At 61.1% G+C, this 21,803-nt stretch carries 21 protein-coding genes, 1 pseudogene and 1 riboswitch; of the genes and pseudogenes, 14 read left to right on the top strand and 8 right to left on the bottom strand.

The window, feature by feature from the left end:
• A pseudogene (locus HJB83_RS32955) lies at positions 1-193 on the bottom strand (sugar ABC transporter substrate-binding protein); the annotation flags it as partial.
• A 307-nt stretch (positions 194-500) separates the two neighbouring features.
• Between HJB83_RS32955 and HJB83_RS32960 the strand changes: the two are divergent.
• The 4 genes from HJB83_RS32960 to queE all read left to right on the top strand — a co-directional run bounded on the left by HJB83_RS32960 (position 501) and on the right by queE (position 3,458).
• A complete protein-coding gene (locus HJB83_RS32960; protein WP_221117907.1) occupies positions 501-1,553 on the top strand; it encodes a LacI family transcriptional regulator in 1,053 nt (350 codons plus the stop codon).
• Positions 1,554-1,666: 113 nt separating this feature from the next.
• On the top strand, positions 1,667-2,377 hold the full coding sequence (gene queC / locus HJB83_RS32965; protein ID WP_207581920.1) for a 7-cyano-7-deazaguanine synthase QueC: 711 nt from the start codon (positions 1,667-1,669) through the stop codon (positions 2,375-2,377).
• Positions 2,377-2,733 carry a 6-carboxytetrahydropterin synthase QueD gene (queD, locus tag HJB83_RS32970; protein WP_207581921.1) on the top strand — a complete coding sequence of 119 codons (357 nt, stop codon included), beginning with the start codon at positions 2,377-2,379 and terminating at the stop codon, positions 2,731-2,733. Before queC ends, queD begins: the two co-directional genes overlap by 1 nt.
• A complete protein-coding gene (gene queE, locus HJB83_RS32975) occupies positions 2,730-3,458 on the top strand; it encodes a 7-carboxy-7-deazaguanine synthase QueE (protein WP_221133239.1) in 729 nt (242 codons plus the stop codon). The genes queD and queE overlap by 4 nt, the downstream gene beginning before the upstream one ends.
• 11 nt (positions 3,459-3,469) lie before the next feature.
• Here queE and HJB83_RS32980 read toward each other — a convergent pair whose 3' ends face one another.
• From HJB83_RS32980 to HJB83_RS33005, 6 genes are all read right to left on the bottom strand, one after another.
• Positions 3,470-4,687: an adenylate/guanylate cyclase domain-containing protein gene (locus HJB83_RS32980; RefSeq protein WP_207581923.1), complete on the bottom strand. Its 1,218-nt coding sequence runs from the start codon at positions 4,685-4,687 to the stop codon at positions 3,470-3,472.
• A gap of 102 nt (positions 4,688-4,789) precedes the next feature.
• The gene (gene nrdF / locus HJB83_RS32985; RefSeq protein ID WP_207581924.1) at positions 4,790-5,764 is read right to left on the bottom strand and encodes a class 1b ribonucleoside-diphosphate reductase subunit beta; all 975 of its coding nucleotides are present in this window, start codon (positions 5,762-5,764) and stop codon (positions 4,790-4,792) included.
• A 16-nt stretch (positions 5,765-5,780) separates the two neighbouring features.
• Complete coding sequence (nrdE, locus tag HJB83_RS32990) at positions 5,781-7,985, bottom strand: class 1b ribonucleoside-diphosphate reductase subunit alpha (protein WP_221117909.1); 2,205 nt, start codon at positions 7,983-7,985, stop codon at positions 5,781-5,783.
• The gene (nrdI, locus tag HJB83_RS32995; RefSeq protein WP_207581926.1) at positions 7,964-8,368 is read right to left on the bottom strand and encodes a class Ib ribonucleoside-diphosphate reductase assembly flavoprotein NrdI; all 405 of its coding nucleotides are present in this window, start codon (positions 8,366-8,368) and stop codon (positions 7,964-7,966) included. The genes nrdE and nrdI overlap by 22 nt, the downstream gene beginning before the upstream one ends.
• A gap of 13 nt (positions 8,369-8,381) precedes the next feature.
• Positions 8,382-8,603, bottom strand: coding sequence for a glutaredoxin-like protein NrdH (gene nrdH / locus HJB83_RS33000; RefSeq protein ID WP_007631990.1), 222 nt, complete (start codon positions 8,601-8,603; stop codon positions 8,382-8,384).
• Positions 8,604-8,872: 269 nt separating this feature from the next.
• Positions 8,873-9,098: riboswitch (cobalamin riboswitch) on the bottom strand.
• A gap of 328 nt (positions 9,099-9,426) precedes the next feature.
• The gene (locus tag HJB83_RS33005) at positions 9,427-11,700 is read right to left on the bottom strand and encodes a heavy metal translocating P-type ATPase (RefSeq protein ID WP_221133240.1); all 2,274 of its coding nucleotides are present in this window, start codon (positions 11,698-11,700) and stop codon (positions 9,427-9,429) included.
• A 71-nt stretch (positions 11,701-11,771) separates the two neighbouring features.
• On the opposite strand from HJB83_RS33005, the gene HJB83_RS33010 reads away from it, so the two are divergent.
• Positions 11,772-12,194, top strand: a complete 423-nt coding sequence (locus HJB83_RS33010) for a helix-turn-helix domain-containing protein (protein WP_221133241.1) — start codon at positions 11,772-11,774, stop codon at positions 12,192-12,194.
• 69 nt (positions 12,195-12,263) lie between these two features.
• The gene (locus tag HJB83_RS33015; protein ID WP_221117911.1) at positions 12,264-13,490 is read left to right on the top strand and encodes a TIGR03862 family flavoprotein; all 1,227 of its coding nucleotides are present in this window, start codon (positions 12,264-12,266) and stop codon (positions 13,488-13,490) included.
• A 25-nt stretch (positions 13,491-13,515) separates the two neighbouring features.
• On the opposite strand, the gene msrB is transcribed toward HJB83_RS33015, so the two are convergent.
• A complete protein-coding gene (msrB, locus tag HJB83_RS33020) occupies positions 13,516-13,998 on the bottom strand; it encodes a peptide-methionine (R)-S-oxide reductase MsrB (RefSeq protein ID WP_207581930.1) in 483 nt (160 codons plus the stop codon).
• A 208-nt stretch (positions 13,999-14,206) separates the two neighbouring features.
• On the opposite strand from msrB, the gene HJB83_RS33025 reads away from it, so the two are divergent.
• The 8 genes from HJB83_RS33025 (at position 14,207) to HJB83_RS33060 (ending at position 21,696) form a co-directional block, all read left to right on the top strand.
• Positions 14,207-15,166, top strand: a complete 960-nt coding sequence (locus HJB83_RS33025; RefSeq protein WP_221133242.1) for a helix-turn-helix domain-containing protein — start codon at positions 14,207-14,209, stop codon at positions 15,164-15,166.
• 169 nt (positions 15,167-15,335) lie between these two features.
• The gene (adh, locus tag HJB83_RS33030; RefSeq protein WP_207581932.1) at positions 15,336-16,844 is read left to right on the top strand and encodes an aldehyde dehydrogenase; all 1,509 of its coding nucleotides are present in this window, start codon (positions 15,336-15,338) and stop codon (positions 16,842-16,844) included.
• A gap of 103 nt (positions 16,845-16,947) precedes the next feature.
• The gene (locus tag HJB83_RS33035) at positions 16,948-17,340 is read left to right on the top strand and encodes a DUF779 domain-containing protein (RefSeq protein WP_221117914.1); all 393 of its coding nucleotides are present in this window, start codon (positions 16,948-16,950) and stop codon (positions 17,338-17,340) included.
• 189 nt (positions 17,341-17,529) lie between these two features.
• A complete protein-coding gene (locus tag HJB83_RS33040) occupies positions 17,530-18,126 on the top strand; it encodes a DJ-1/PfpI family protein (protein ID WP_164016307.1) in 597 nt (198 codons plus the stop codon).
• Between the two features lie 24 nt (positions 18,127-18,150).
• On the top strand, positions 18,151-18,501 hold the full coding sequence (locus tag HJB83_RS33045) for a ribbon-helix-helix domain-containing protein (protein WP_007631975.1): 351 nt from the start codon (positions 18,151-18,153) through the stop codon (positions 18,499-18,501).
• Positions 18,502-18,660: 159 nt separating this feature from the next.
• Positions 18,661-19,368, top strand: a complete 708-nt coding sequence (locus tag HJB83_RS33050; protein WP_007631973.1) for an SDR family NAD(P)-dependent oxidoreductase — start codon at positions 18,661-18,663, stop codon at positions 19,366-19,368.
• 297 nt (positions 19,369-19,665) lie between these two features.
• Positions 19,666-20,799 (top strand): calcium:proton antiporter, encoded by a 1,134-nt coding sequence (locus HJB83_RS33055; protein ID WP_221133243.1) that lies wholly within the window; start codon positions 19,666-19,668, stop codon positions 20,797-20,799.
• Between the two features lie 132 nt (positions 20,800-20,931).
• Entirely contained in the window at positions 20,932-21,696 is a 765-nt protein-coding gene (locus HJB83_RS33060; RefSeq protein WP_207581937.1) for a DUF4239 domain-containing protein, read from the top strand.
• Positions 21,697-21,803 lie beyond the last annotated feature (107 nt).

A 21,803-nucleotide genomic window follows, 5' to 3' on the forward strand; every position in this document is an offset into this window, starting at 1 on the left:
CGGCAACCGGCACGTCCTTCCAGGCAAAACCTTCCTTCGACAGATCCTGCTTCAAAACGTTCAGCGCCGCTGCCTCGCCGCCAGACGTCCACCAGTGCAGCATCTGAACTTCTTTTACGTCAGCTGCCTGGGCGCCACCGAGGCCAGCCATCATCACGACGGCAATCGCCGCCGAGCTCAAAAACTTGCGCATGAATTTCCTCCCATTTGAAAATCGGCGGCGGGCCCTCCCTGCCGCCCGATGTTTTCCGCCGTTGCAGCGGTCGACATACGGCCGCGCTCCTCCGCGCGGTTGATAATTTAAAACGTTATAAGCGTGTAGTCGTCAAGCCCTTTCTCGACTCCCGAGAAAAATATGGTTATTTCACTATATATCTGATTTAGTTCGCTAAATTTTAAACAACTAACAAACCGTTAAAATTTAAAACGTTTTCATTCGTTGATTGCACCCTGGACTCATCATGTTATTGTATCCGCAATTCCAGCATGGAAAGCCCAGAGTGACCGAACCGTCCCGGCCGCAACGCGGCGAAAATCTCGAGATCACCCATAAGCGCAGCAAGCCGACCTTGCGAACGATCGCCACGATTGCCGGCCTTGCGGTGACGACAGTGTCACGGGCGCTCTCCGATGCGCCGCAGATTTCGCTGGAAACCCGCCAACGCGTCCACCGTATCGCCCGCGAGATCGGCTATCTCCCTGATCGGGCCGCGCAGCGTCTGAAGACAGGCCGTACCAATGTCATCGCCATCCTGCTCGATTCGCACGAGGAGGTCGTCGGTTTCAGCACCTCGATCATGTACGGTATCGCCAAGGCGCTGAAAGAAACCTCCTATCATCTCGTCGTCGCCCCGAACTTCCTGTCGACGACCGATGTCGAGGCGGCCGAATACATTATCCGCAACCACCTTGCCGACGGGCTGATCTTCACCCGAACCGAACCGCTCGACGCCCGCGTTCGCCTGCTGCTCGAAACCGGCTTTCCCTTCATCTGTCATGGCCGCACCGAATTTTCGACGCCGCATCCTTATGTCGACTACGACAATTTCACCTTTGCCTATGAGGCGACGCGCCGGCTGATCGCCAAGGAGCGCAGAAAGGTGGCGGTGATCCTGCCGCCGAAACGGCTGACCTTCTGCCAGCATATCCTGCACGGCTTCATGACCGCGGTGCGCGAGGCAGGCATCGCCTACGAGATCCCCGAAGCGGTCGATCTCGATACGCCGGCGGACGTGCTGCGCGATTTCATCTGCAGCCGCGCCGTCGCCGCGGATGCTCCCGAAGGGTTCATCTGTCCCGGCGAAGTCTCGGCTCTCGCCGTCATCAGCGGCATGAGCGACGCCGGCCGGACGCTCGCTGTCGATTACGATATCGTCGCCAAGGAAACGTCCCGCCTTCTTACCCAGCTGCAGCCGAAGGTCGATACGATTCACGAGGATCTCACAGCGGCCGGCGAGGATCTGGGGCGCATGCTGCTGCAGCGCATCAACAATTCCGATGCCCAGGATCTGCACCTGCTGCTGCCGCCGCAGATCAACTTTCCGATCGGCTAAACCCAACTCTGAAGCCTGGCGTCTTAAAACTATTTCCCTGACGCGTGATTTGCCCTAAAAGCACGCCGTAATCCGGTCGCAGCCCACCCGGTCAAAACAAGGGAATCCAAAATATGAAGACCATCGTCGTCTGCTCCGGCGGACTCGACTCCGTTTCGCTTGCGCACAAGATAGCAGCGGAAGAACAGCTTATCGGCCTCGTCTCCTTCGACTACGGCCAGCGCCATCGCAAGGAACTCGACTTCGCCGCGCGGTGCGCGGAACGCCTTGCCGTTCCCCATCATGTCATCGACATCGCAGCCATCGGCGGCCATCTCAGCGGATCGGCCCTGACCGACGATATCGAGGTTCCGGATGGCCACTATGCCGAGGAGAGCATGAAGGCCACTGTCGTGCCGAACCGCAATGCCATCATGCTGGCCATCGCATTCGGCTTAGCGGCCGCGCAGAAGGCAGATGCCGTTGCTGTTGCCGTGCATGGCGGCGACCACTTCATTTACCCCGACTGCCGCCCGGGCTTCATCGACGCCTTCCAGCGCATGCAGAACGAAGCGCTGGAAGGTTATGCCAGCGTCAAACTGCTTGCACCTTATGTCAACGTTTCCAAAGCGGCGATCGTGACCGACGGCGGGAAACACGGCACACCCTTTGCGGAAACCTGGTCTTGCTACAAAGGCGGCAGCCTCCATTGCGGCCGCTGCGGAACCTGCGTGGAACGCCGCGAAGCTTTCCATCTTGCCGGCGTGCCCGATCCGACGGAATACGACGACGATGACTTCTGGAAAGCGGCCGTGTCGCAATATTCCGCCACGGAGGTGCGTTGATGTACCGCATCACCAAGGAGTTTCATCTCTCCGCCTCGCACCAGCTGGATCACCTGCCTGCCGACCATCAATGTGCCAGGCTCCACGGCCACAACTACGTAGTGGTCGTCGAACTCGCCGCCGAAAACCTGAATGATGACGGCTTCGTTCGCGACTATCACGACCTTTCGCCGCTCAAGCGCTATATCGACGAAGCCCTCGATCATCGACATCTGAACGAGGTCTTCGGCCATTCGAAAGTCACCTCCGAATTCCTGGCCAGGCATTTTTACGACTGGTGCAAACAGCGCTTCCCCGAGACATCGTCGGTGCGCGTCAGCGAGACGCCGAAGACGTGGGCGGAGTACAGGCCGTGAGCGGCGAGATCATCCGTGTCAGCGAGATCTTCGGCCCGACCATACAGGGCGAAGGCCAGTTGATCGGGGTGCCGACGGTGTTCGTCAGGACAGGCGGCTGCGACTACCGCTGCTCCTGGTGTGACAGTCTTCACGCGGTCGACAGCACGTTCCGGGATCAGTGGAGTGCCATGTCCGCCGAGGCGATCTGGCAGGAGGTCACGAAGCTCTCCGGAGGCAGGCCGCTGACGATTTCCCTTTCCGGAGGCAACCCGGCGATTCAGCCACTGGGGCCATTGATCGAGCTCGGCCATTCCCGAGGATACCGTTTCGCGCTGGAAACGCAGGGAAGCGTAGCGCGGGACTGGTTTCGCGATCTCGACATGCTGGTCTTGAGCCCCAAGCCGCCATCAAGCGGAATGTCGACCGATTGGGAGCAGGTGGACGACTGTATTCGGCTCGCCGCCGGCGGGCCGGAGATCACATTGAAGATCGTCGTCTTCGACGATACCGACTACCTCTTCGCGCAACAGGTGGGCGAGCGCTATCCCGATATTCCCTTGTTCCTTCAGCCGGGCAACCATACGCCGCCACCGCCCGATGATGACGACGCACGCGTCGATATCGACGGCGTGATGGATCGGATGCACTGGCTCATCGAGAAAGTGACGGCTGACCGGTGGTTTTCAATCTGCGTGCTGCCGCAACTGCATGTGCTGCTTTGGGGAAACAAACGGGGGGTATGAGCCTGCCTGCGCTATCCCTCCGGAAAGGCGAAGACATCGACAGGCTCGCCGAGCCCGCGTAGCGGGAAGGTGCCGAGGCTGTCCATATCTTTCGCGCAGCCCGCCATTTCGATGAAGGCCCGCGACAGCAGCACCGGGCGCTTGACCTCCTTGGTCAAGCTTTCCAGCCGCGAAGCAATATTGACCGCCGGCCCGATAACGGTGAAATCCAGCCGTCGGCGGGAGCCGATATTGCCATACATGACGTCGCCGACATGGACGCCGACACCGTAGCGCAGCGGTTCGCGCCCCATGCGAATATGCTCCTCGTTCAATTCAGCCATCGCCGCCTGCCCCTCGCGGATCGCCTGCAGCAGATCGAGGCAGGCCGCCTCCTTGGCGAGAGGGAAGATCGCCAGCAATCCGTCTCCCATGAACTTCAGAATCTCGCCGCCATACCGTTCGACCGGGTCCGAGATCGCATCGAAATAATCGTTCAGCAGATGGATGACGTCATCACGCGGCCAGAGATCGGAGATCGCCGTAAAATCGCGCAGATCGCAGATCATGATCGCCGCGCCGACGGTGGCGCCACTGCCGCGCGTCGTCACGCCCGACAGGATCTGCTCGCTCGCATGCGGCCCCACATAGGTCTGCAGCAGCGTGCGCGCCATGATGTTCTTCAGCCTGATTTCACTGACAAGCGTCAACGCCGGCAAGAGATCGCGCAGGAAATCGACGTGCTTACTCGCAAAACCGCCCGCCCGGCTGGTGGAAAACGTCACGACGTGCCGTTTGCCGAAAGTATGCTCGAGCGGCCAGGCGATATATTCGGTAAGGCCATCGTCATGCAGTTCCTGATAGAATGAATCGCCGTCGGTTATGCTTTCCAGCTGCCTGCGAACCTCCTCGGTACCCTGGTGGATCGCGTTGATGGGACTCGTCAGGAACTCCGGCGTGTTTTCGACGCCATAGGCGAATGTATCGATCTTCGCCTCCGCCAGTCCCTCCTTCCAGAGAATGCGGGCACCGATCCATTGCGGGTGGTTCACCCTGAAATGCAGCGTCGCCCGCGCCACCGGCACCCCAGCCGCCAGCAGCTTCCCGCACATCTGCACCAGGATATTGTCGATGAAGCGCTCCGCGCGCGTCTCGTTCACCAGCCAGTCGAGAATCCGTCTCCTGCGGATCGGCCAGACGCCTTCGTCCGCTTCGGCGGCAGTTCCGGCCTTGTTTGGAAAAGACGACATTAAAAACTCCGCTACGCCACATCATCGGCGAGGATCGACTTCATTTCCGCTGAATGTGGGCGATGGGGAAGCAAATGATAAGGGCCCGACTGCGATAAAGCCTCAGAAATCCCAGTCCTCGTCCTCGGTCGCGACAGCCTTGCCAATCACATAGGAGGAACCGGAGCCGGAGAAGAAGTCGTGGTTCTCGTCGGCATTCGGCGAAAGCGCCGAGAGGATCGCCGGATTGACCTTGCAGGCCTCGGCCGGGAAAAGCGCCTCGTAGCCGAGGTTCATCAGCGCCTTGTTGGCATTGTAATGCAGGAATTTCTTGACGTCCTCGGTCAGCCCGACTCCGTCATAGAGCGCTTCGGTATATCGAGCCTCGTTGTCGTAGAGTTCGAGCAGCAGGTCGAAGACGAAATCTTTGATCTCTTGCCGCCTCTCCTCGCTGAGCCGCTCCAGCCCGCGCTGGAACTTGTAGCCGATATAATAACCGTGCACCGCTTCGTCACGGATGATCAGCCGGATCATGTCGGCCGTGTTGGTGAGCTTGGCGCGGCTTGACCAGTACATCGGCAGGTAGAAGCCGGAGTAGAACAGAAAGCTTTCGAGGAAGACGCTGGCGACCTTCTTTTTCAACGGGTCGCCGGAGCGATACTGCTCCATGATCAGCGCCGATTTCCGTTGCAGAAATTCGTTTTCCTCCGACCAGCGATAGGCATCGTCGACATCGGGCGTCGAGCACAGCGTCGAAAAGATCGAGGAATAGGAGCGCGCATGCACCGCCTCCATGAACGAGACGTTGGAAAGCACCGCCTCCTCATGCGGCGTTGCCGCATCCTCCATTAGCCTGATGGAGCCGACGCCGTTCTGGATGGTGTCGAGCAGCGTCAGCCCGGTGAAGACCCGGATAGTGAGCTGCTGCTCGGCCGGCGTCAGCGTCGCCCAGGATGGAATGTCGTTGGAAAGCGGCACTTTCTCCGGCAGCCAGAAATTGCCGGTCAACCGGTTCCAGACTTCGAGATCCTTGTCGTCCTCGACCCGGTTCCAGTTGATGGCGCGCACGCGGGACGCCGGTTTGATTTGCATGTTCATGAAGTTTCCCGGTCGGTTAGAGCGTGCAGGAGACACAGCCCTGCACCTCGGTGCCGGACAGCGCCATCTGGCGAAGGCGGATGTAGTAGATCGTCTTGATGCCCTTCTTCCAGGCATGGATCTGCGCCTTGTTGATGTCGCGGGTCGTTGCCGTGTCGCGGAAGAATAAGGTCAGCGACAGGCCTTGATCGACATGCTGGGTCGCCGCCGCATAGGTGTCGACGATCTTCTCCGGCCCGATCTCATAGGCGTCCTGATAATAATCGAGATTGTCGTTGGTCATGAACGGCGCCGGATAATAGACGCGGCCGATCTTGCCTTCCTTGCGGATTTCGATCTTCGAGACGATCGGATGGATCGAAGAGGTCGAGTGGTTGATGTAGGAGATCGACCCTGTCGGCGGTACTGCCTGCAGATTCTGGTTATAGAGACCGGAAGTCATCACCGCCTTCTTGAGAGCCGCCCAGTCCTCCTGCGTCGGAATATCGATGCCGGCAGTTTCGAACAGCGTCCTAACTTTCTCCGTCGCTGGCTTCCATTCCTGGCTCGTATATTTGTCGAAATATTCGCCGGAGGCATATTTCGAATTTTCGAAGCCCTTGAAGCTCGTGCCGCGTTCGACCGCGAGGAGGTTCGAGGCGCGGATTGCGTGGTAGGTCACCGTATAGAAATAGATATTGGTGAAATCGACGCCTTCCTCTGAGCCGTAAAAGATGCGTTCGCGGGCGAGATAACCGTGCAGGTTCATCTGCCCGAGGCCGATCGCATGGCTCTCGTCATTGCCCTTTTCGATCGAGGGAACCGAGGAGATATGGCTCATGTCGGACACGGCCGTCAGCGCCCGGATCGAGGTCTCGATCGTCTTGCCGAAATTGGCGGAATCCATCGCCGCGGCGATGTTCAGCGAGCCGAGATTGCAGGAAATATCCTTGCCGAGATGCTTGTAGGAGAGGTCGTCATTGTAGTCGCTCGCCTCGCTCACCTGCAGAATCTCCGAGCAGAGATTGCTCATCGAAATGCGCCCGGCGATCGGGTTCGCCCGGTTCACCGTGTCCTCGAACATGAGGTAGGGATAACCGCTCTCGAACTGGATTTCGGCGATCACCTGAAAGAATTCGCGCGCCTTGATCTTCTTCTTGGCGATGCGGGCGTCTGCCACCATCTCCCGGTAGTTTTCCGTCACCGAAATCTCGGTGAAGGGCACGCCATAGACGCGCTCGACGTCATAGGGCGAGAACAGGTACATGTCCTCGTTATTCCTCGCGAGTTCGAAGGTGATGTCAGGCACGACGACGCCGAGCGACAGCGTCTTGATGCGGATCTTCTCGTCGGCATTTTCGCGCTTGGTGTCGAGAAAACGCATGATATCGGGGTGATGGGCGTTGAGATAGACCGCGCCCGCGCCCTGGCGCGCGCCCAGTTGATTGGCATAGGAGAAGCTGTCTTCGAGCAGCTTCATCACCGGAATGATGCCCGACGACTGGTTTTCGATCTGTTTGATCGGCGCGCCGGCCTCGCGGATGTTCGTCAAGGACAGCGCCACGCCGCCGCCGCGCTTCGACAGCTGCAGCGCCGAATTGATCGACCGGCCGATCGATTCCATATTGTCCTCGACGCGCAGCAGGAAGCAGGAGACGAGCTCGCCGCGCTGTTTCTTGCCGGCATTAAGGAAGGTCGGCGTCGCCGGCTGGAAACGGCCGGAAATGATCTCCTCGACCACGTCGCGGGCAAGTGCCTCGTGCCCACGCGCCAAGGCCAGCGCCACCATGCAGATACGATCTTCGTAGCGTTCGAGATAACGCTTTCCGTCGAAGGTCTTCAGCGTATAGCTGGTGTAATATTTGAAGGCGCCGAGGAAGGTCGGAAAGCGGAACTTCTTGGCATAGGCCTGGTCGAACAGGTCACGCACGAAATTGAAGGAATACTGGTCGAGAACCTCCTGCTCATAATAACCCTCGGTCACGAGGTAATCGAGCTTTTCCCGGAGATTGTGAAAGAACACCGTGTTCTGGTTCACATGCTGCAAAAAATACTGCTTCGCCGCCATGCGGTCCTTGTCGAGCTGGATCCTCCCCTCGTCGTCATAGAGGTTCAACATCGCGTTCAGCGCGTGGTAGTCGAGCGCTTCCGCCGCTTTCAAAGGGCGTTCGCCGGCGGGATGAGCAAAAGTGTTATGCGGTTTTGCGCCCGCATCCCGCGTCAGAGTTGTTCCCGTGTCCAAAATCGTTCCATTCCGTGTTTAACGTTGGCGACATCCGCTTCGGTGCCCAGCAGCTCGAACCTATAGAGGTACGGCACTTGGCATTTCTGTGAGATCACGTCGCCGGCGAGCCCATATGTCTCGCCGAAATTGCTGTTGCCCGCGGCGATCACGCCGCGGATGTGTCCTCGGCTCTCCGCATCGTTGAGGAAACGGATAACCTGCTTGGGAACGGCCCCCTTGCCCCCGTCGCCACTGTAGGTCGGCACAACAAGCACAAAGGGTTCACGGATACGGAATGCGTCTGCGGCACCTGTTGGAATGCGCGCCGCGCACATTCCAAGCTTGGCGACGAACCGATGGGTATTCTCGGACCGGCTGGAATAATAGACGATCAGCCCCATCGTTCGGCCTCGATCAGGAGAGCGCGCTGATCATGTCGGGACGGAAGCCGGCCCAATGCTGCTCGCCGGCGATGACGACGGGCGCCTGCATGTAGCCAAGGCTGCGGACGCGATCGAGCGCTTCGGCATCCTCGGAGATATCGACGATGTCATAAGCGACGCCCAGGCGGTCGAGGGCGCGGTAAGTGGCGGTACATTGGACGCAGGCCGGTTTGCTGTAGACGGTAATGGTCATGATATTCCTCGTGACGACGCGATTGGGACGCAGGGCATCGATCGGAAATCTCGCGATATCCGTCGAAACATTCTCTGATGGTTTGAACGATGCGGCCTGTTCAGCCGCCGGGCGTGATCCGCCCTCTGCTTAGCGCGGGTTGCGGCCTGAACTGAGATACTGACATGACTTCACCCCGAAGTGGCTCATGCGGAGGATCGAGCGGCCTTGCGAAACGCGACGCGGATATCATCCGCAGCCATGCAACGCGACCTTCCGGACTCCCCGCCCGTGGACGTTTTGTTCGAGGCAGGTCTCCTGGCTCACGGGTCAAAGCATCCTGCCCAGCCTTCCCGGAGCATTATGCTCCAGTGGCCTGAAATCGGACAGTTGCTCGCCGCTTACAGTTGCGGGGGCAGCTCCGGCATAGCCGCGCCATAATGGCGCAACGCACCGTATTCCCGTCTTAGCCTGCGATTCTCACGAATCGAAGGAACCTCGAACACTAGATATGGTACGCGAATCCAAATTCGCGTCAATGGATGGTTTGTGCATTGCGTTACGGCAGGTTTGAAATCACTGCATTCCTGTGAAAAACAGGGATAACGAAAGCTTAAGGAAAACAGGCGGTGGACAAGGCTCGAACGAAGAGAGCCGGTCTATGGCCGCTCTCAGTTTGATGACAAACCTCCCTCTCCGCCTCATCCTCGGCCTTGTGCCGCGGATCTACTGCCTATCGACCGGAGGCAGATGCCCGGGACAAGCCCGAGCATGACGAAAGAGGGGTTGGCGTCCGTTGTCAGCGGTCTACGGTGACCAGCGCCGCAAGGACGTTATCGGATGTTTACATCTTCGCTCGAAGCAATCGCAGCGCGTTGATCGTCACCAGCACGGTGGCGCCGGTATCGGCGAGGATCGCCGGCCAGAGGCCGGTGATGCCGGCAATCGTCGTCACCAGGAACACCGCTTTCAGGCCGAGCGCGATGGTAATATTCTGCAGGATATTGCGCATCGTGCGTTTGGACAATTCGATCATCCTTGCCACGTCGCCGACGCGCCCGTGCAGCACGGCGGCATCCGCGGTCTCCAGCGCCACGTCGGTGCCGCCGCCCATGGCAATGCCGATATCGGCTGCGGCCAGCGCCGGCGCGTCGTTGATGCCGTCGCCGACCTTGGCGACGACGAAGCCCTCGCGCTTCAATTCGACGACGACCCGCTGCTTGTCCTCAGGCATCATCTCGCCGCGCCAGTCGATGCCGAGCATGCCGGCAACGGCCGCCGCCGTCCGCTTGTTGTCGCCTGTCAGCATCATCGCCTTGACGCCGGCCGATTTAAGCGTGGCAAGCCCGGCCTGCGCGTCCTCGCGCGGTTCGTCGCGCATGGCGATCAGCCCGGCCGCAACATTGTTGACGAGCAGCACCGAGACGCTCTTGCCCTCGTCGTTCAGGTCAGTGATGCGTGCCTCCTGTTCAGCACCGAGTGCGCCGCGTTCGCGGGCAGCGGGCGGCGACAAAAGATCCAGCGCCTCGCCGCCGGCTTTGCCGCTGACCCCCTTTCCCGGCAGCGCCTCCAGTTCGAAGGCCGGCGGCATGGGAACGCCGTCCGCCTTGGCGCGGTTGAGGATCGCCAGCGCCAGGGGATGGCTGGAGCCCTGCTCCAGCACCGCCGCGCGCGACAGGACTTGCGCCTCGCTCAATCCGAAAGAAATGATATCAGTCACCTGAGGTTTGCCTTCCGTCAGCGTGCCCGTCTTGTCGAAGGCGACCATCGTCACCTTGCCGAGCGTTTCCAGCACCGCGCCGCCCTTCATCAGCAGCCCGCGCCGCGCACCCGAAGAAAGCGAGGCGGCGATCGCCGCCGGCGTCGAGATGACAAGCGCGCAGGGGCAGCCGATCAAGAGGATGGCAAGGCCCTTATAGATCCATTCGCCCCACGACCCACCGAACAACAGCGGCGGAACGATCGCGACAAGTGCGGCGACCACCACCACGCCGGGCGTGTAATAGCGCGAGAACCGATCGATGAAGCGTTCGGTCGGCGCCTTCGATTCCTGCGCTTCCTCCACCAGCTTGACGATACGGGCGATGGTATTGTCGGCTGCGGCCGCGGTGACGCGAACCCTGAGCACCGCATCGCCATTCACGGTTCCGGCAAACACAACGGCATCGACGCCCTTGCGCACCGGCGTACTCTCGCCCGTCACCGGCGCCTCATCGATCGCGCTCTCGCCTGAAATGATAACGCCGTCCGCCGAGATACGATCGCCAGGACGCACCATGATAATCGCGCCGACGGCAAGGCTTTCCGCCGGCACCTCCCGCGTCTGGCCATTGTCTTCGAGCAGCGCGCTCTTCGGCACCAGGGCCGTCAGCGACTGGATGCTTTCGCGCGCCTTGCCCGCAGCCACCCCTTCCAGCAGTTCGCCGACGAGGAACAGGAACACGACAGTTGCCGCCTCTTCGCCTGCATTGATGATGACCGCGCCGACGGCGGCGATCGTCATCAGCATCTCGATCGAAAACGGCGTGCCGGAGAGAGCCGCCATGACGGCGCGCCGCGCGATCGGCACCAGCCCGACCAGCATGGCCACGATGAAGGCATAGGATGCGATCGCCGGCACCAGATGGCCGATGGCATAGGCAGCAACGAGTGCGGCACCCGAAAGGATGGTCAGCCGCCCCTTCTTGCTCTGCCACCAGGGACCGGTCATCGGCGCATGGTCGTGCCCATGCAGCCCCTCGATTTCCTTCTGGCCATGGTCGTGGTCATGATCGTGACCTGCGTGATCATGGCTGGCATGATCGTGGTCTCCATGGTCATGGCCCGCATGACCGCCATGATCATGTCCGTGGTCGTGATGATCGTGTGCGCCGTGGCCTTTCGCCGGCGTCGTGCTTCCGGCAAAGGGCGAGACCGAATAGCCGAGCCCCGTCACCTTCTTCTCGATCGCCTTGAGATCGCTGTTGCCGTCGTGCCGGACGGTCATCGTTCCCGCCATCACCGAGACCGAAACATCGGCGACACCCGCCACGCGCCTGACGGCCGTGTCGATCTTGGTCGCGCAGGCGGCGCAATCCATACCGCCAACCCGGTATCGTGTCTCGTTCGTCTCAGCCATGAACCGCTTCCTTGTCAAACAGAAGCATCCCTCCTACATCCTCTAGCGGCTAGAGGTGCAAGAGGAAAATCATGAAAAAGACCACGATCGGCGAAGCTGCACGCCAAAGCGGCGTCAAGGTGCCGACGGTGCGCTATTATGAGAGCATCGGCCTGCTTGCGGCCCCGAGCCGCAGCGAAGGCAACCAGCGCTCCTTCGAGCCTGCCGATATCAACCGCCTCGCCTTCATCCGCCACGCCCGTGAATTGGGCTTCGAAATCGAGGCCATCCGCGCGCTGCTCACGCTGCAGGATGATCCGCACCAGTCCTGCGCCTCGGCCGATGCCATCGCCAAGGCCCGCCTTATTGAAGTCGAGCAACGCATCCGCAGCCTGATGGCTTTGAAGGCCGAACTGGAAACCATGGTGGAAGGCTGCGGCCACGGCCGCGTCGACCAATGCCGCGTCATCGAGGTTCTCGCCGATCACGGCCAGTGCACCCATCCGCACCACTGATTTCCATCCTTGCAGGCAAGGCGCGCCCGCGCCAAAACTGCACGCAGAAAGAATCAGGCGAAGACATCCATGAACCAGAAGCGGATCGCGATTATCGGTGGCGGCCCGGCCGGCCTTGCGGCTGCCGAGCTGCTTTCGCTGTCCGGCCATGCGGTGACGGTCTATGACGCCATGCCGACCTTCGCTCGCAAGTTCCTGCTGGCCGGAAAGTCGGGTCTCAACATCACCCATTCCGAGGACTATGGCCGTTTCACCACGCGCTTCGGTGCGGCAGCCGCCCGCCTGCGCCCCGCGCTTGATGCCTTTACTCCCGATGATATCAGAGATTGGGCAGCAGAGCTCGGGACAGAGACCTTCGTCGGCTCGTCCGGCCGGGTTTTTCCGAAGGTGATGAAGGCCTCTCCCTTGCTGCGTGCCTGGCTCAGGCGGCTGGAGACGCAAGGGACCACGCTTCGCACCCGCCACCGCTGGATCGGTTTTGCCGAAGAGGGTTTTGCCTTTGAAACGGCCGAGGGGCGGCGCATCGTCGATTGCGACGCGGCCCTGCTGGCGCTCGGCGGCGCAAGCTGGCCGCGCCTCGGCTCGGATGCGCGCTGGCAGCCCTGGCTATCGGAGCGGGGCGTTGATATCGACGCTTTTAAACCCGCCAATTGCGGCTTCGTCGTCGACTGGAGCGAAAGCTTCCGCGCACGTTTCGCCGGCGAGCCGGTAAAATCGGTCACCGCCACATCCGAAGCCGGTACCTTTCCCGGTGAATTCGTCATCACCACAAGCGGTATCGAGGGCAGCCTCGTTTATGCCAATGCCGCGGCACTGCGCGACCGACTGCAGAGCCACGGCGACGCCGCCCTGACACTCGATCTCGCACCGGGCCGAACGGCCGAAAGGCTGACCCGCGACCTGGCGCGGCAGGACGCCAAATCGAGTTTTTCAAACCGCCTGCGCAAGGGCGCGGGCCTCGACGGCGTCAAGGCGGCGCTGCTGCGGGAATTCACGCCGGAGTGTGACCGACGCGACCCCGAACGCCTGGCCGCTATGATCAAGGCCCTGCCGCTTCCGGTTCTCGAAACCCGGCCGATCGGCGAGGCGATCTCCTCGGCCGGCGGCATCCGCTGGAGCGGCATCGACGACAGCTATATGTTGAAGGGGCTGCCCGGCATCTTCGTCGCCGGCGAGATGCTCGACTGGGAGGCGCCGACCGGCGGCTATCTCCTCACTGCCTGCCTGGCGACCGGCCGGGCCGCGGCACGCGGCATCGAAGCCTGGCTGCAAGGCACTGGCGCTCGCCGGCACTGAGGCAGCAAACAAGCCCTTCCTTCGATCAGGCCGAGGCTGGATGAAATGTCATGACAAGGCCGTTCATGCAGTAGCGAAGCCCGGTTGGCTTCGGACCATCATCGAAGACGTGGCCGAGATGGCCGCCACAACGGCCGCAATGGACTGCCGTGCGCGCCATGCCGAACGTCGTGTCGTTGGTGGTGCCGACGGCATGGTCGAGCGGTGCCCAAAAGCTCGGCCAGCCGGTGCCGCTGTCGAATTTGGTCGCCGAGGAAAAGAGCTTTTGGTCGCAGCCGGCACAGGCGAAATTGCCCTTCCGCTCCTCATGCAGCAGGGCGCTGGTGAAGGGAGCCTCCGTCCCCTCCTGACGCAGGATGACAAATTGATCCGGCGTCAGCAGCTTGCGCCATTCCTCCTCGGTGTGCGTCACCGTAAACGTCTCGCCGGCGATCGCCTTGCCGGCCCCCAAGCGAACCGTAAGCGCTCCGAAAGCGGCACCCATCAGCAACAATCGTCTGTTTAACATGGTCGGGATCTCCTCGCCTTGCACATCTGTTTCTGCACAGGATTACGGGCGAGAGCGGTCTTTTGTTACACTCTCTGCGTCCAAACACCGAAATGTGATTCCGCCACCTTCGTCTGGAAAACCCGCACGCTGATGACCGTCAGGGCCGGCTGATTGCAAACCGGCCGCTTTTCCATCAGACTATGCTGAAGTTCCGTGGGAGGAGCAGATGCACGAACACTCAGCACACGCCGAGCATGTCTACACCTCTGCCCAGCGCGATTCCGCCGCGGCGAGTTCCCCCGTTGTCGCCTCCTGGCGGCGATGCATGACCATGCACCAGCTCGCTCCGGAGGACGAACGGGCGCCGCTGCGCGTTACCGATGAAGAATTCCGGCGTGCCCGCGAACAGTCCGGGCAACTGATCGCCAGCGCGACCGAAGAGCTCGATCGTCTCTTTACCACCGTTGGCAAGGCCGGTTGCTGCCTGCTTCTGACCGACAGGAACGGCATTGCATTGGAGCGTCGGGGTGCCGCTGGCGACGACAAGGAGTTCCACGAACTCGGCCTCTGGACCGGCTCCGTCTGGACCGAGGCGAGCATTGGCACCAACGGCATTGGCACCGCCCTTGCCGACGAGCGTGCCGTCGCCATCTTCCGCGATCAACATTTCTTCTGCGCAAATACCAGCCTCAGCTGCACGACGGCGCCGATCCGCGATCATCGTGGCCGGGTGGCCGCAGCCCTCGATATCTCCACCTGCCGTGAAGACGTCAACGAGATGACGCTGACGATCCTGACGCAGACCGTGCGCGATGCGGCAATGCGCATCGAGCTCAACCTCTTCCGCTCGGCCTTTCCCAGCGCCCGTTTCCTGATGGTCCCGGCCGGCGCCAATTCCGGCGCCGCCCTGCTTGCCGTCGACCGGCATGACCTCGTGCTCGGGGCAACACGCGCCGCCCGCATCGCGCTGCAGCTGGACGATAGGCGCATTGCGGCCGGCATTCCGGCCGCCGATGCCCTGCATGAGGCCGGCGTCTCGCAGCAGGAAGAGATCGTCGAAGCGGAAAAGGCAGCCCTGCTGCGGGCGTTGTCGCGCACCAGCGGAAACGTCTCGCAGGCGGCCGCCGCCCTCGGCATAAGCCGCGCCACCCTGCACCGGAAAATGAAGAAGTTCGACCTTCCCTGACCAGCCGCCCGAAAGTTCCACCGATACCGTCGATCGCGACGCGACCTGTCGCATGTCTGCGACACTGTGCGGTGCGGTATTGAAAAGCCGCCCTGTTCCCTCCGCCAAAACATGCACATTTTCCTCCCACTGGTTCGCTTCGGAACCTGGTTCATCAAGGGAGGATGACATGCTTCATCAGAAAATCGTCGAGTCGCCGTTCAAGCTGAAATACGGCAACTATATCGGCGGCGAATGGCGCGAGCCCGTCGAAGGCAAATACTTCGAAAACCTCACGCCCGTCACCGGCGGCAAGCTCTGCGACATTCCCCGCTCCAATGAAAAGGACATCAATCTCGCACTCGACGCCGCTCATGCGGCAAAGGAAAAATGGGGCCGCACCTCGGTTGCAGAACGCTCCAATATCCTCATGAAGATCGCCCAGCGCATGGAAGATAAGCTGGAATTGCTTGCTCAGGCCGAGACCTGGGATAACGGAAAACCGATCCGCGAAACCATGGCGGCAGACATTCCACTGGCGATCGACCACTTCCGCTACTTCGCTTCCTGCATCCGCGCCCAGGAAGGTTCGATCGGTGAGATCGACCACGATACCGTCGCCTATCACTTCCACGAACCCCTCGGCGTCGTCGGCCAGATCATTCCCTGGAACTTCCCGATCCTGATGGCCACTTGGAAGCTCGCTCCGGCGCTGGCCGCCGGCAACTGCGTCGTACTGAAGCCTGCCGAGCAGACCCCGGCCTCGATCCTGGTCTGGGCCGAACTGGTCGGCGATCTCCTGCCGCCCGGCGTGCTCAACATCGTCAACGGCTTCGGCCTCGAAGCCGGCAAGCCGCTGGCGACCAGCCCGCGCGTCGCCAAAATCGCCTTCACCGGCGAGACGACCACCGGCCGGCTCATCATGCAATATGCCAGCCAGAACCTCATTCCGGTGACGCTGGAACTCGGCGGCAAATCGCCGAATATCTTCTTCGCCGATGTGATGGCCGAGGACGACGATTTCCTCGACAAGGCGCTCGAAGGGTTTGCGATGTTTGCCCTCAACCAGGGCGAAGTCTGCACCTGCCCAAGCCGCGCCCTCGTCCAGGAATCGATCTACGACCGCTTCATGGAAAAGGCCGTCAAACGCGTCGAGGCGATCAAGCAGGGCAACCCGCTCGACAGCGCGACGATGATCGGTGCCCAGGCTTCGACGGAGCAGCTGGAAAAGATCCTCGCTTATCTCGACATCGGCAGGCAGGAAGGCGCCGAGGTTCTGACCGGCGGCTCGCGCAACGACCTCGGTGGCGATCTGGCGAACGGCTATTACGTCAAGCCGACGATCTTCAAGGGCCACAACAAGATGCGTGTGTTCCAGGAGGAAATCTTCGGACCGGTGGTCTCGGTCACGACCTTCAAGAACGAGAAGGAGGCGCTTGAAATCGCCAACGACACGCTTTACGGCCTCGGCGCCGGCGTCTGGAGCCGAGACGCCAATCGATGCTACCGCTTCGGCCGCGAGATCCAGGCCGGCCGCGTCTGGACCAACTGCTACCATGCCTACCCGGCCCATGCCGCCTTCGGCGGCTACAAGCAGTCCGGCATCGGCCGTGAAACCCATAAGATGATGCTTGAGCATTATCAGCAGACCAAGAACATGCTGGTGAGCTACAGCCCGAAGGCGCTCGGTTTCTTCTGAGAAACTCGCATGGTGAGAGGGAGGGTCAAAACCCCTCCCCAACCCTTGTGGGGAGGGGTTGGGGAGGGGACTTCTTCCTCCCGAAACTTTTGGAGGAAAACCGATGGAAACCACCGTCAACGGCGAACCGCGTGTTCTCGCAACCGACGCCGCTCTCGACTTGATCGCAGAGATCAAACGGGATCATTCCGATATTCTCTTCCACCAGTCCGGCGGCTGCTGCGACGGCTCGTCGCCGATGTGTTATCCCGCCAATGAATTCATGATCGGCGACAGCGACGTCAAACTCGGCGAGATCGGCGGCGTGCCGGTCTATATCAGTGCCAGCCAGTTCGAGGCCTGGAAGCATACGCAACTGATCATCGACGTCGTTCCCGGCCGCGGCGGCATGTTCTCGCTCGACAACGGTCGCGAGAAACGCTTCCTCACTCGCTCCCGCCTCTTCGGCGGCGGCGAGACCTGCGCCGTCCCTGATGTGACGGTCAAGGCGGTCTGACGCATGTCGCCCCGAAGTGTGCAGCGGTTCCGGGATAACGACATGCATAAAAACAAAGGACTAAAGCGCGCCGCATGAATCAAATTTGATGCGACGCGCTTTAGGGAATTTCGGCTGTAGTATTCCCATAGTACCTTCTGCACGCCGCTCTTTGTTAATCTCCGGCCGTTGGTTTCAAAGGAGGATGCGATGCCAGCTTCAAAAATCCTGATGATCACCGGTGATTTCACCGAAGATTACGAAACGATGGTGCCGTTCCAGACGCTGCTCGCCTGCGGCTACACGGTCGACGCCGTCTGCCCCGGCAAGAAGGCGGGCGAGACGGTCGCCACCGCCATTCATGATTTCGAAGGCGACCAGACCTACTCCGAAAAACGCGGCCATAATTTTGCGCTGAACGCCACTTTCGACAGCGTGCGGGCCGAAGATTACGATGCCCTCGTCATCCCCGGCGGCCGCGCGCCGGAATATCTGCGCCTCAATGCCGACGTCATTAAAGCGGTCCGGCACTTCTTCGATGCCGGAAAACCCGTTGCCGCCATCTGTCATGGCGCGCAGCTGCTCGCTGCCGCCGGCGTTTTGAAGGGCCGCACCTGCTCGGCCTATCCCGCCTGCCGGCCGGAAGTCGAGCTTGCCGGCGGCACCTACGCCGATATCTCAATCACCGATGCGGTCTCGGACGGGAACCTGGTCACGGCGCCGGCCTGGCCGGCACATCCGTCGTGGCTGCGCCAGTTCATGGCGGTGCTCGACGCGGCAGCGCTGCTCGAAACCAACGCCGCCTGAGGAGGGCGGCACCGGGAGGACGACATGTGCGAATTGTTCATCAAGGCGGATGCGCGGCTCTGGGAAAGCACCACCCGGTCGCTGCGCATCGACGGCATGGTCACCAGCGTCAGGCTGGAGAACTTCTTCTGGTCGAAGCTCGAGGAAGTCGCCCGGCGCGACGGCATGAATGTCGTCCAGCTGATCACCCGGCTGCATCATGAATCGATCGATGCCGGCCATGATCTTGGAAACTTCACCTCCTTCCTGCGCGTCTGCTGCGCCCGCTATCTCGACCTGCAGCTCACCGGCGACATCCCGGCCGATGTCACCCGCCCGATTTCCGGCCTTGACGCGCCCGAGATTCTCGGTCGCGAACGGACGAAGTATCACTGACGGCCGACCCGACGAAACCGTTGAGCAATGACGGCGGAACTGCCTGCGGATAGCGCCGAGGGTAGATGTCTGACCGTGTCGCGGCTGCGTGGGCTTGCCTTGCCGCGCAGCCTGGATCAACAATGCGCGCCATCAAGGACCGGCAGGAGATCGATTGCCATGAACGACCAGAAAGCCGTGATCGTTACGGGAGCCGGCGGCAACCTCGGCAGCGCCGTTGTCCGTGAGCTCGCCGCCGGCGGCGCAAAACTCGTCTGCATGAACCGCTCCAGCCAGGAGCTGGAAGCCTTGGCCGGCGACCTGCCCGCCTCCACCGAGTTTCTATCGATCGCGGGAACGGATCTCACCGATTATGCCTCCTGCGCGGCCGCTGTCGCCCGGGCCGTCAAGCACTTCGGCGGCGTCAGCGCCTTGGTCAACACCGTCGGCGGTTTCCGGATGGGACCGGTCGGGCCGGACGCCCCTGCGCAGTGGGAGACGATGATGACCGCGAACGCCCGCACCGCGCTGACGATCAGCGCCGCGGTTCTCCCGACGATGAAGGCATCGGGCTACGGTCGCATCGTGCATGTTGCTGCCGCACCCGGCCTGAAGGCCGGCGCCAATCAGGCCGCTTACGCCGCCTCGAAAGCCGCCGTCATCCGGCTGACGGAAGCGATCGCCGCCGAAAGCCGCGACGACCGCATCACCGCCAACTGCATTTTGCCCGGGACAATCGACACGCCCGAGAATCGCGCCGCCATGCCCAATGCGAAAACGGACGGCTGGGTATCGCCGCAATCGATCGCCCGTCTTATCGCCTTCCTGATTTCGCCGGCCGCAGCCGTCGTCACCGGCGCGGCGATCCCCGCAACCGGCCGCGAATGACGGAAGCGGTGGTGTGATCGGCCGCCGCAAGGCGCTGCGGCCGCCAGCGTCGACATTTCACCGAACCTCGCCTTGGCCTTGCGTTTTCGCGACTGTTCCTTGCCGCGATCAGTGGGTGATGAAACGACGAAGACCTGCAAGTTTTGCTCAGTGACATACGATCTTGCTTGAGGTTCGGTTCGCCTTAAGGCAGCCTCATTTCCGCTTGGCTCAGGTGGCAGGCAGGAGACAGCGGGCGGACACGATGGTGTTGATGATCGCATTGCGACGGCATTTGCCAGAAGGCGGGTGGTTTCGATGACGGACGATCCCGGATTGCGTGCCGTCAGCGCCACCAGCCTGGTGCGCGAGGAATGGTTCCTGGGCGTCAGCGTCGCGACGAGCTTCGTATTTCTTGCTTTCCAGGAGCAGCTCTTCGGCCAGCTTTCCGATCCGCTTTGGTTCACTGTCGTTTTCGGTTGGCTGTTTGCGGTCGTGCTCGGCTCCGCTCTGTCGGTCGTGCGGCACGCAGACCACCTGGCGGAGCGGCTGAAGGAGCCTTACGGCACACTTATTCTAACACTTGCCATCACCTCGATCGAGGTGATGGCAATATCAGCCGTCATGCTTCACGGCGAAAACAATCCCACACTGGCGCGCGACACGTTGTTTGCTGTCGTGATGATCATCCTGAACGGCATGGTCGGCCTGTCGTTGCTGCTGGGTGCGTGGCGGCGACCGGAACAACAGCATAACCTGCAGGGCGCCAACGCCTATCTCGGCGTGATCGTGCCGCTGGCGACATTGAGCCTGGTCATGCCGACATTTCTTGCAGATCCGGACGGGCAGCATCCATCGGCACCGAGGCAACTGATACTGGGTGTCATATCGGTCGGCCTTTATGCCACATTTCTGTTTCTTCAAGCCGGCCGCCATCGGGACTATTTCTCTGACGAAAGCAACCCTCACGAGCTGCGCGGCGAGCGTGTGCCTCGCCACGGACCGAACTGGCCACATGCCATTCTGCTTTTCGCCTATATGGGTCCCGTCGTCTTCCTGGTCGAACAGCTTGCGCGGCCGATCGATTACATTATCGAAACCCTGCATGCTCCAACCGCATTTGGCGGTGTTGTGATGGCCATCCTTGTCGCAACGCCTGAGGCGATAAGCGCAGTGCGTGCGTCCATCGCCAACAATCTTCAGCGCTCCGTCAACATCTTCCTTGGTTCGGTATTGTCGACGATCGGGCTGACCGTGCCGGCGATGCTAGTGATCAGCCGTCTTTACGGGCACCCGGTCACCCTCGGCCTGGAACACGGAGATCTGGTGATGCTGCTGCTCACCCTTGCCGTCAGCATCATTACCTTTGCCAGCGGCCGCACGCATCTCATGCAAGGTGCGGTCCACCTTGTACTTTTCCTGGCTTACGTGCTGCTCATTTTCCAGCAATGATCTCCGATCAGCGCGAGAACAACAAAGTAAAGAGTTCCACGCTCTGCCTGTCTTCCGCTATGGTGACTGTAATGAATGCACCACTTGCAAGCCTCACGGCGCTTGCAAGCTTGACGTGACGGAGACCGGGACTTGAGCTCACTGTTGCTTGGCGGGCTTGTATTTGTTTTTCTGTCGGTGGCGACATCGATAGGATTGCTGGCGCGCGACCGTTTGCCGGATCATCACCTCAATGCTGAATCCAAGGATGCCATCAGGCTGGCGACCGCGGTGGTAGGAACGCTGTCGGCCTTGGCACTCGGCCTCCTGATCGCATCCGCCAAGACGACATACGACAATGCCGAAGTGGAAATGAGAACGGCGGCGGCACGGGTGCTCCTGCTTGACCGCGTCATGGCCCAGTACGGGCCGGAAACAGACATGGCGCGGCAATTGCTGCGTGAATTGATCGAGAAACGCCTGGGCCGCGGCTGGTCGGCCGAGACCACCGACGAGGCATCCGGCAAGGCGCTGGGAGAATATCAGGATATCGAGGCGGTTCAGGGCGATCTTCGATCCCTCTCGCCGAAGGATGCCGTACAGCGTTCGCTGCAGGTGCGCGCTCTTGATGTGAGCGGCATGGTGGCCGAGACCCACTGGCTGCTGGTCGAATCCGGTAAAGAGGGTTTGCCCTGGGCTTTCCTCGCTGTGCTCGTCTGCTGGCTCTCGCTGCTTTTTGCGACCTTCGGGCTGCAGGCGCCGGCCAACCTGACCGTGCTGTCGATTCTGCTGGTTTGCGCCCTGTCCGTCGCGGGCGCGGTCTTCCTGATTTCGGACATGGCCAATCCCTATGTCGGGCTGATCCGTGTTTCCGATGCCCCCTTGCAGTCCACCATCGAACGGCTGGGAAAACCATAGCCATCGCGTGGCGTCCGCGAACGACTCCGACATGATTCAATTGTGCCCCAGCAGCTATTGCAATTTGCAGCAATGCCGCGACATAATATCACATGCCCGGAACTTTT

The organism is Rhizobium sp. NZLR11, from assembly GCF_019685115.1.
Lineage (GTDB): Bacteria > Pseudomonadota > Alphaproteobacteria > Rhizobiales > Rhizobiaceae > Rhizobium.